This window comes from uncultured Virgibacillus sp., assembly GCF_947495635.1.
Classification (GTDB): Bacteria; Bacillota; Bacilli; order Bacillales; family Amphibacillaceae; genus Virgibacillus; species Virgibacillus salarius.
The window spans coordinates 19,511-28,140 of record NZ_CANMAB010000049.1; the positions used below are offsets into that span (position 1 = coordinate 19,511).

Here is an 8,630-nt window from a genome sequence, read left to right on the forward strand (position 1 = left end):
ATCGCTAATTCCAATATATAGTCGGTTTAAAAGGAACAAACCTTAAACGTATAAGCGTTTATGAACCGCTGCTGTTTTTTGAGGTTGGGGTTTTTACAGCCCATTAACCTGTAATAAAATCCCTTGTCTTTTAGAGCAAGGGATTTTATTATTTTAACAACATGCTATACTTTTAATGAGGTGCTATGATGACGAAGCAAATTTCCATTCAAGATATATTGTTAAACCAAATACAGATTCCTGTAGAATTATTCTTAGCATATAAGGATTTAGGGCTCAATGAAAAGGAAGTAATGCTCTTATTACAGATTCAACGATTCTTACAGGATAGGGTTGATTTTCCTACACCTGATCAGTTAGCTGCCTATGTTACAATGGATGAAAAGGAATGTGCACATTTATTACGGGCACTGATTCAAAAGGATATGCTAGCTATTAAGCAGCAGGAAAGGGAAGGGGAGAAACTAAGTGAAGCTTATTGTTTAACCCCGCTTTGGAATAAATTATTTTCATCGGATATACAACAACAGGAAGCGTCTACTGACGGAACAATATTTATCTTATTTGAACAAGAATTTGGCCGTCCGCTTTCACCGTTTGAAATAGAGACGATAAATGCGTGGCTTGATCAAGATCATATTTCACCTGCTTTAATTAAAGCAGGATTAAGAGAATCTGTGTTGATGGGCAAGCTTAATTTTAAATATATTGACAGAATTCTAAGAGAATGGAAGAAAAAAGGAATCCATACAGTGGAGCAAGCTAGAAATGCAAGTAAGCAATTCCATTCTTCGCAAACAGGAACAAATCAGCCTACCAAAAAAAGAGATACCTCATTTTATTATAATTGGCTAGAAGGAGAAGACTAAGCAGATGCTGAATAAAAAACAGATTAGATTTTGTTTAGATGAAATGAAAAAAATGTTTCCTTATGCTGAATGTGAACTGGAGCATGAAAATCCTTTTGAGTTGGTTATAGCAGTACTTTTATCCGCACAGTGTACGGATACATTAGTAAATAAAGTAACGAAAGAATTATTTAAGAAATATAAAACACCAGAGGATTATCTTGCAGTGCCTTTAGAGGAGCTGCAGAACGATATTAAGTCAATTGGTTTATATCGGAATAAGGCAAAAAATATCCGTAAACTATGTACCGTTCTTTTGGAGGAATATGGTGGTATTGTCCCAAAATCAAAAACAGAGCTTGTTAAATTAGCTGGAGTTGGTAGAAAAACGGCAAATGTGGTAGCATCTGTTGCATTCGGTGAGCCTGCAATAGCTGTGGATACGCATGTTGAGCGTGTATCAAAGCGTCTAGGTATTTGTAGATGGAAGGATACGGTCATAGAAGTAGAAGAAACATTGATGCGGAAAGTGCCAAAAGAGGAATGGAGCGAAACACATCATCGCATGATATTTTTTGGCAGGTATCATTGTAAAGCAAGAAATCCAAACTGTCCAGAATGTCCACTGTTAGAGGTGTGTAGAGAAGGGCAAAAGCGGATGCGCACTGCTTCCCAAAAGTCATAAAATGACTAAGGATATCCTTTTTGTTTATCTAATTAAAATGGAGATCGCCTATGATTGAAACTTAACTCGGGTACGGAATTCAACCTCCTCGACATCTTCATTTACGGCTTTTGAAAAGACTCGAAGTCTGTGCAGACTTGATAAAGTTAAAACTGTATTCAGGGTATTGTCGATTTCCTAACTTACCCAAAAGATTTTAAGAGGTAATTTCAACTAAAAACAAACCAAAAAACACCGACCATGATTTTTGAACATCATGGTCGGTGTTTCGTTTAATGGACTTTTGAGAATACCTCTTTATTATTATTGTTCTTCATCAACTGAATTTCCACTGTCGGGACCTCCGCCTTCAGATCCATCTTCACCACTATTTTCGCCTCCACCTTGTTGAGACGATCCTCCTTCACCACCATCTCCATCATCTCCACCAGATCCACCAGATCCACCAGATCCACCAGATCCGTCTCCACCAGATCCACCAGGGTCACCGTTATCTTCTCCCGTTTCATCCGCAGGAACTGTCACGGTTGTATGTTGACTTTGTCCGCGGACTCCTTCGTTATTACCCTTTTTACCAACTGGTGTTACCGTGATGGTATAGCTTTGACCAGGCTGTGCTCCATCAATTTTAAGACCGTTTGCTTCAACTGTCTTCGTTTGTCCGTTTACTGATACCTCGAAGCTGGCAGGCGGACCATTATAGTTCCACGAAACATCAATTTCTGAATTTGCCTCATTGTAAGCGGCTGATAATCCCTCAACAGCTGGAATTCCTTCTTCCTCTTCTTCGCCTGGAATTTTTACTTTCGTGGTTTTCGGTTCACTCTTCATTGATTCATCGTCATTACTGATCGCCACGACCTGAATAGTATAATTAGCGTCTGGCTCTACCTCTTTAATCACCATAGAGGTATCTTCTGTCGTAGAGAGTGTTTGCATTTTTCCATCGTTCATTTGTAATCCGACTTCAAATGATACATCTGCATCGGATTTATAATCCCATGAAACATCAATCGTGTTACTTTCTTCGTTAAAGGTAGCCTTCAATCCACTTACTGCATCTAATTTATCGAACTTCTCGGAGGTGCTGCTTGGCTCTGTTCCTTTTACGAATAGCTCCGTCAAAATAGAGGATGAAGGTGTAAATTCACTCGGCTTCGCCGCAGGATTTGATCCTTTTTCAACCTTTGCTTCTACCACAGAATTTGGCTTAACAAAGTCTTTCGTCTCCACGTCTTTTGACAGTTCCGTCATAATGTTTTTGAATAGGGCATGCGGGATTTTCGTATGACCGCTAGGAATTACATCACGGTGTCCATTCTCATCCGTATAACCACCTGTCCATACGGATATCGTGTAATTTGTTGTATAGCCAGTAAACCATGAATCGGGGCTACCAGATTTATCTTCAAGATTGGTTGTTCCCGTCTTTCCTGCTACTGGTAAGCCAGAGATATTTGCAAGTTTACCAGTACCTTCTGTAATAGCAGATTTAAGCATATCTGTCATCATATATGCTGTGTAATCTGACATAACAGGCTCGGCCTTTGGTTTTAAATCAATGGTTCTTCCATCAGGAAATTCTACTTTGGTTACTGCATATGGTTCATTATACAATCCCTCATTACCAAATGCTCGGAATGCACCAGCTAGTTGTACTGGGGTAACATATGTTTGCGTTCCACCAATAGCATCTGTGATTGTAATTTTATCTTCATGGAAATTAATTCCAAGTCCTTCAGCAAATTTTTTGGAATTTTCATAGCCAACCTCTTCTAGTGTTTTTACTGCCGGTACGTTTAACGATTGGTTCAAAGCATGGCGTGCTGTCATCCAGCCAGCGTATTGTCTGTTCCAATTTCGTACCGTTGCTCCTTTTGTTCCAGCTATTTCATATGGCTTATCATCGTTTATTTGATGGTATGTCGACATTTTATTATATTCTATTGCTGGACCATAGGCTATAATTGGTTTAAATGTTGAACCAGGCTGCTGTTCCGTTAAGGCGAAGTTGAATTCCTTTTTCCCTTCGCTATTTCGTCGTCCGCCAATAGCACGTATCGCACCATTCTTAGTATCCAGAACGGCCAGGCCTGCCTGCATTTCATCATCCGGATAAGGGATTGGATTATCTTCACTATCTGTTAATAAATATTCAACATGCTCCTGGGCACTTGTATCAAGTGTTGTATGAATCGTTAATCCATCTGTATTAATATCTGCACCATCTACTTTTTCTCTAACTTCTTCTTCCACCTTCTGTAAAAAGGCATCATAAGGAGCAGAATCAGGACGAGAGTCGGTTAACAGAGAAGAAATTTCCACTTCTCTAGCTTCATCGGCTTCTTTTTGTGAAATTTTTCCATGGCGCACCATTAATTTTAATACGGTATCCATTCTTTTCTTCGTTAGATCTGGGTTATTGAATGGATCGTATGCTGTAGGTCGCTGTGGTAAGCCAGCTAAAATGGCAGCCTCAGGAAGTGTTAATTCACTTAAATCTTTTTTCCCGAAGTATGTCTCAGCAGCTTTAGCAACGCCATATGCACCACTACCGTAATAGATCTTATTTAAATACATCTCTAAGATCTCTTCTTTGGAGTATTCACGCTCCAGTTTTAATGCTAGCCATTGTTCTTGTACTTTTAAACTAATCTTTTTCTCAGGCGATAGGAAGGATTTCTCTACAACCTGCTGTGTAATGGTACTAGCACCTTCTGATCCAAAACCATTTGTTATATTGGCTACAATGGCACCACCAATACGTCTTAAATCGATTCCACCATGTTCAAAGAATCGAGCATCCTCCGTTGCTGTAACAGCATCAATTAATATTTTCGGCAATTCATCATAGCTTATTTTCGTTCTTTGCTTATCTCCAAGACTTGCAAATACTTCGCCATCCTTATCAAGAATTTGTGATGCTAATGGATCGGATAATTTTGCATCATCTATATCTGGCGCTGTAGCGATCCAATATGCAGCTGTCGCACCAGCGCCTAGTCCCATTACAACAAATATAATTAATAAGGACAGTACAATTTTTTTCCACATCGGTTTTTTCTTTGATTTTTTCTGTTTTCTTCTCGCTGTACGAGATTGGCTATTTTCTGCCATCACTTCATTCCTCCGTCTCTAAAAATAAAGCTCATCAATGATAGCTAAATAATCAATTCTTGCTTTATATTGAAAAGGGATGATATATCCTTCTTCCTGAATGGTTTCATAGGCAATCGATTTTTTGCCACCATTTAATTTGACGTTCCAGTGCAAAAAAAGTTTCTCTGCAGGTAAAAAAAATGTTTCGTCATGTGCAGCAAATCGGATAATAATAAAACTAATTCCTCCATGGTCAACTACAGCCTTCATATGATCTATTTGATGTTCATGTATATTAGCTAGCGGAAACAAGGTTTTATTTTTAGTCTCTTTCGCTTCGAAATCAATATACCTATACCTATAGACCCCATTATAGTCAGTTGTTGATGCTTGTTTGAAATATGCTTCTGTAATAACTGCTGCACTTCGTTTTGGATAGTTTACCTTTACAATCTGTACTGGTGTTGGTTTTTTATAGATAACTGCTTTATTTGCTTTTACATAAAAAGTGTTCGTCTCATTAATATCTTCTTCTAATGTCATCCCTCGATTACTAAATATATTTGTGTTTTTTTTAGCGTCTTTTGGACGACTGATATTTTTTCTCTGCCCATTTGGGTAATTCATTTGTTGGTTCCTCCTTGCATAATACCATATCATATAAGAAAAAAAATACCATTTAAATAGTACGCATAAATATTACAGAATCGTGCATAGTTAAAACAAACTGTTGAAGGAAGGATGAAGATGTATCCAACGAAAGAACTTCAATCCTATGTCCATTATATAACAAATTCAACTAAATCACGAAATAGAGATAATATTAGCCGCACAACTGCTTATTTTAACTATTATTTGCAATTTCCAGAAATAAAATGGTCATACTTAGCAAGTCTTGTGTCTAGAAATGCAGGGTATAATATGACAGATCTATTGTTACCTCCTTATCGATTTATACTGGGTGATAAGGAGAGAGAGCGATTATTTATGACTTATGAACGCGCAAATTGGTTAATTTTCTCTGATGCATATCCGCAATTACTAATTTACCAGCTTTCAAAGCAACTGCGAGAGCCTGTATTTCAGTTATTAAAGGTTTTCCATGTGTCGGATTTTATGATAAAAGAATGGCATTATTTTTGGAAGTTCTCTGATGAAGATCGATTACTTCGAGCATTAATTATAAACGAACAGAATGTAATACATGGGCCAGTAATTGAACAATCATTTTTTAAAAAACGTGTTTTTCACAAGCTACCATACGTACTACAAAATCTACTTTTAATGAACGCAGTACTGTTACCAACAAAATCAACGAATTTGTATGGTGCCTATGTACAAAACTTCACAAGTTTAACCAATCGGATTAATCTCGGAAAAAAACTGGCATCAATATTATTTACCCCATCTGTGTATAATGAAACATTGGCATTTGCTATAGATTGCGAACATACCGGTTCAAGATATGATTATGAGCGTTACTTAGATCTCTCCTTCCAAGCGTCTCCATTCCTACGAATGGTATACCCTATTATTTCACATCAAGATAAGATTCGAACAGATTGGTATAAATCGGGGGGTGTCAAAAAGAAATGGACAAAGAATGTTGCTACTCCAACAAAAAGTGATATTGGCTTAACTTTCTATAAAAAACGTCAGCTTTTGTATGCTTATTACTTTATTCGGTCTGTGTTTAGTAGGCAGGAATTATAACGAAAGGAGAGGGGGGTTATACAAAATTGAATCGAGGTTCATTTGGTATGTTTTTGATTTCATTGACGGAAAGCGGTATGTACTGTTGTGCAGTGAATAATGCATTTGAAAAAAACGAACTTATCAAAGGGCTGTCCAAAGGTATTTTTGACCTCTAGGACAGCCCTTTGATTTATTTACGTAGATGGTCGGTTAGGACCATCTAATTTCTTATCGCCCTTTTTTAGGGATTTTGACCGAATAGATTCAGTTTTTGTTTGGTTTTTCTTATTTTGTTTCATGTGAACTCCTCCTTCAATTATTAGTTTGTCAAAAACACATAAATTAATGAGTTTTATCACCTGTTTTGTAAGCTTCGTTCTAGTTTTGTCGAACAGGAAGGATTGAATGGCTCTAAACCGAATACTAGTAGTAATAACTTAACCAAGGGAGGAGATTATATGTCATTTGCTATCAGGAATCTCCATACAGCTAATCCAGGTGCCGATCGGAAATCGGTTGAATTATCATTGCAACAGTTATCAGATCAGGTACGTTGGCTGGATCAAAAGCTTATGATGAAGGTTGAAAATGAAATATCTGATCAATTTCAGGATAGAATGAATGAAATGAATGCACTAAAAACGACTTTAAAGAGAGTGGAGGGGAATTATTAAAAAAAACATGTCCATTATGTTAAAATAATCCTAATAGCAAACTTTGTTAAAGGCGGATATTCAACATGGACATAAAGAAACAAACAGAATTATTAAAAGAGCATGTAGTTCGATTAAAGGATAAATATGAGCAAAACGATCCTCCTGAAAATCGAAAAGATAAAGCTTTGTTTTTAAAGGTTAAAGAAGAAACAACGCCTATTTATGAGATGTTACAACAATGGGAAACGGGCACGCTGCGAATGGTAAAAGAAAGGAAGCTAACTATTCATCCTCAACAGGTGGCTTCTACAAAAGAAAATATGGAACTGCTACTCATGCATAGTTACTATATAGATGTGAGAAGAAAAAGATACATGGAATTAAACCATTCCATTCTCTATATTTTTGACCAAATTATTAGAGAGTTGGAGCTGGGGCATAACTAAAAAGTTCCATTTAAAAGACGAACTATTTGGTGGTTCATTTTTTTCTTAGTCTAGAAAATTTAGCCCAGGGGGATAAATATGGGCATGTTGAGCCACGTCCAGCCTCAGTACCGAGAAATGGAGGCGACTTCACGAATCGCTCTACGCTAAGTCATCATCGGCTCGCAAGCACACCATGATTCTTTTATCTCCATTGACTCGCCCCAGTTGCTACGTTCTAAACGAGCGCTCGCACTTTTGTTCTGTTCCGAGCCTCTTTACAATCATTTGATTTTTACTTATAATAACCTTCCATACTGTGGAGAAGGGGATAAATAATGACTGCTAAATATGAATTAGTGAAAAAAGCCATTCGTATAAGGGATAACGCTTATGTTCCTTATTCCAACTTTCCTGTAGGAGCAGTTTTAAAAGCAAAATCAGGAAAGCTATATACAGGATGTAATATTGAAAATGCCGCGTATCCAGTGTCGTGTTGCGCTGAGCGTGTCGCCATATTTAAAGCAATCGCTGAAGGGGAGAAGGAGTTCACGGAAATGGCTGTTGCAGCTGACACAGATCGGCCAGTTCCTCCTTGTGGATCTTGCCGTCAAGTGATGAGTGAATTCTTTACAGCAGATATGAAGATTCATTTAACCAACCTAAAAGAGGACACTAAAACAGTTACGATGGAAGAACTTTTACCTTTTTCCTTTCAGCCATCTGATCTAAATAAAGAGACGTAAAGGGCGAGGGTTTGCCTTTTTAGAGAACCTCATTGAAAACGTAGATTATTGATAATATTTGCTCTATTTCTTTGTTCATAAAAAGGGCTGCTCAAAGTCGTTTAGACTTATGAGGCAGCTCCATTTTTTGTAGTCTAGGAAATTATAAAAATTGAGCATGAGGATAAATATAGACGTGTTGAGCCGTGTCCAGTCCCAGCGTCCAGAAACTAGGCTACTTCATGAATTGCTCTATGATAATCATCATCGGCACGCAAGCTCACCGTGATTCCTTTATCTCCGTTGACTCGCTCCAGTCGCTACGTTTCTAATCGGACATTTGCGCTTTTGTTCTAAGTTAAGAAAGTATAAAATCAGTGCAATGACTACGTTAAGCGAAGTAGTTATTTTGAAATGTTAGATGTATATTGGCAATGCTCCGACTAATTACTTCGCTTTCCGTGGGCACGGCCTCAACTAACTTTGCAAAGAAGAAC

The 8,630-nt window shown here is 37.6% G+C and carries 9 protein-coding genes; 6 read left to right on the forward strand and 3 right to left on the reverse strand.

Features of this window, described 5'->3' with window-relative positions; all coding sequences use genetic code 11:
- Positions 1 to 188: 188 nt before the first annotated feature.
- Positions 189 to 869 carry a DnaD domain-containing protein gene (locus tag Q1A47_RS11795; RefSeq protein WP_205601735.1) on the forward strand — a complete coding sequence of 227 codons (681 nt, stop codon included), beginning with the start codon at positions 189 to 191 and terminating at the stop codon, positions 867 to 869.
- Positions 870 to 873: 4 nt separating this feature from the next.
- On the forward strand, positions 874 to 1,533 hold the full coding sequence (nth, locus tag Q1A47_RS11800) for an endonuclease III (protein WP_121605100.1): 660 nt from the start codon (positions 874 to 876) through the stop codon (positions 1,531 to 1,533).
- A 303-nt stretch (positions 1,534 to 1,836) separates the two neighbouring features.
- On the opposite strand, the gene Q1A47_RS11805 is transcribed toward nth, so the two are convergent.
- Together Q1A47_RS11805 and recU are read right to left on the reverse strand one after the other, a co-directional pair.
- Positions 1,837 to 4,650, reverse strand: a complete 2,814-nt coding sequence (locus tag Q1A47_RS11805; RefSeq protein ID WP_166530097.1) for a PBP1A family penicillin-binding protein — start codon at positions 4,648 to 4,650, stop codon at positions 1,837 to 1,839.
- 18 nt (positions 4,651 to 4,668) lie between these two features.
- Positions 4,669 to 5,259, reverse strand: coding sequence for a Holliday junction resolvase RecU (gene recU, locus Q1A47_RS11810; RefSeq protein WP_026680985.1), 591 nt, complete (start codon positions 5,257 to 5,259; stop codon positions 4,669 to 4,671).
- Positions 5,260 to 5,379: 120 nt separating this feature from the next.
- Here recU and Q1A47_RS11815 point away from each other — a divergent pair, with 120 nt between their 5' ends.
- Positions 5,380 to 6,345 (forward strand): DUF2515 family protein, encoded by a 966-nt coding sequence (locus Q1A47_RS11815; protein ID WP_026680984.1) that lies wholly within the window; start codon positions 5,380 to 5,382, stop codon positions 6,343 to 6,345.
- A gap of 176 nt (positions 6,346 to 6,521) precedes the next feature.
- On the opposite strand, the gene Q1A47_RS11820 is transcribed toward Q1A47_RS11815, so the two are convergent.
- Positions 6,522 to 6,626: a spore protein gene (locus Q1A47_RS11820; RefSeq protein ID WP_200862547.1), complete on the reverse strand. Its 105-nt coding sequence runs from the start codon at positions 6,624 to 6,626 to the stop codon at positions 6,522 to 6,524.
- A gap of 159 nt (positions 6,627 to 6,785) precedes the next feature.
- Between Q1A47_RS11820 and Q1A47_RS11825 the strand changes: the two genes are divergently transcribed.
- The 3 genes from Q1A47_RS11825 (at position 6,786) to Q1A47_RS11835 (ending at position 8,154) form a co-directional block, all read left to right on the forward strand.
- Positions 6,786 to 7,001, forward strand: coding sequence for a hypothetical protein (locus Q1A47_RS11825; protein ID WP_026680983.1), 216 nt, complete (start codon positions 6,786 to 6,788; stop codon positions 6,999 to 7,001).
- Between the two features lie 65 nt (positions 7,002 to 7,066).
- Entirely contained in the window at positions 7,067 to 7,429 is a 363-nt protein-coding gene (locus Q1A47_RS11830; protein WP_026680982.1) for a DUF1798 family protein, read from the forward strand.
- A 317-nt stretch (positions 7,430 to 7,746) separates the two neighbouring features.
- The gene (locus Q1A47_RS11835; RefSeq protein WP_026680981.1) at positions 7,747 to 8,154 is read left to right on the forward strand and encodes a cytidine deaminase; all 408 of its coding nucleotides are present in this window, start codon (positions 7,747 to 7,749) and stop codon (positions 8,152 to 8,154) included.
- Positions 8,155 to 8,630: the final 476 nt, after the last annotated feature.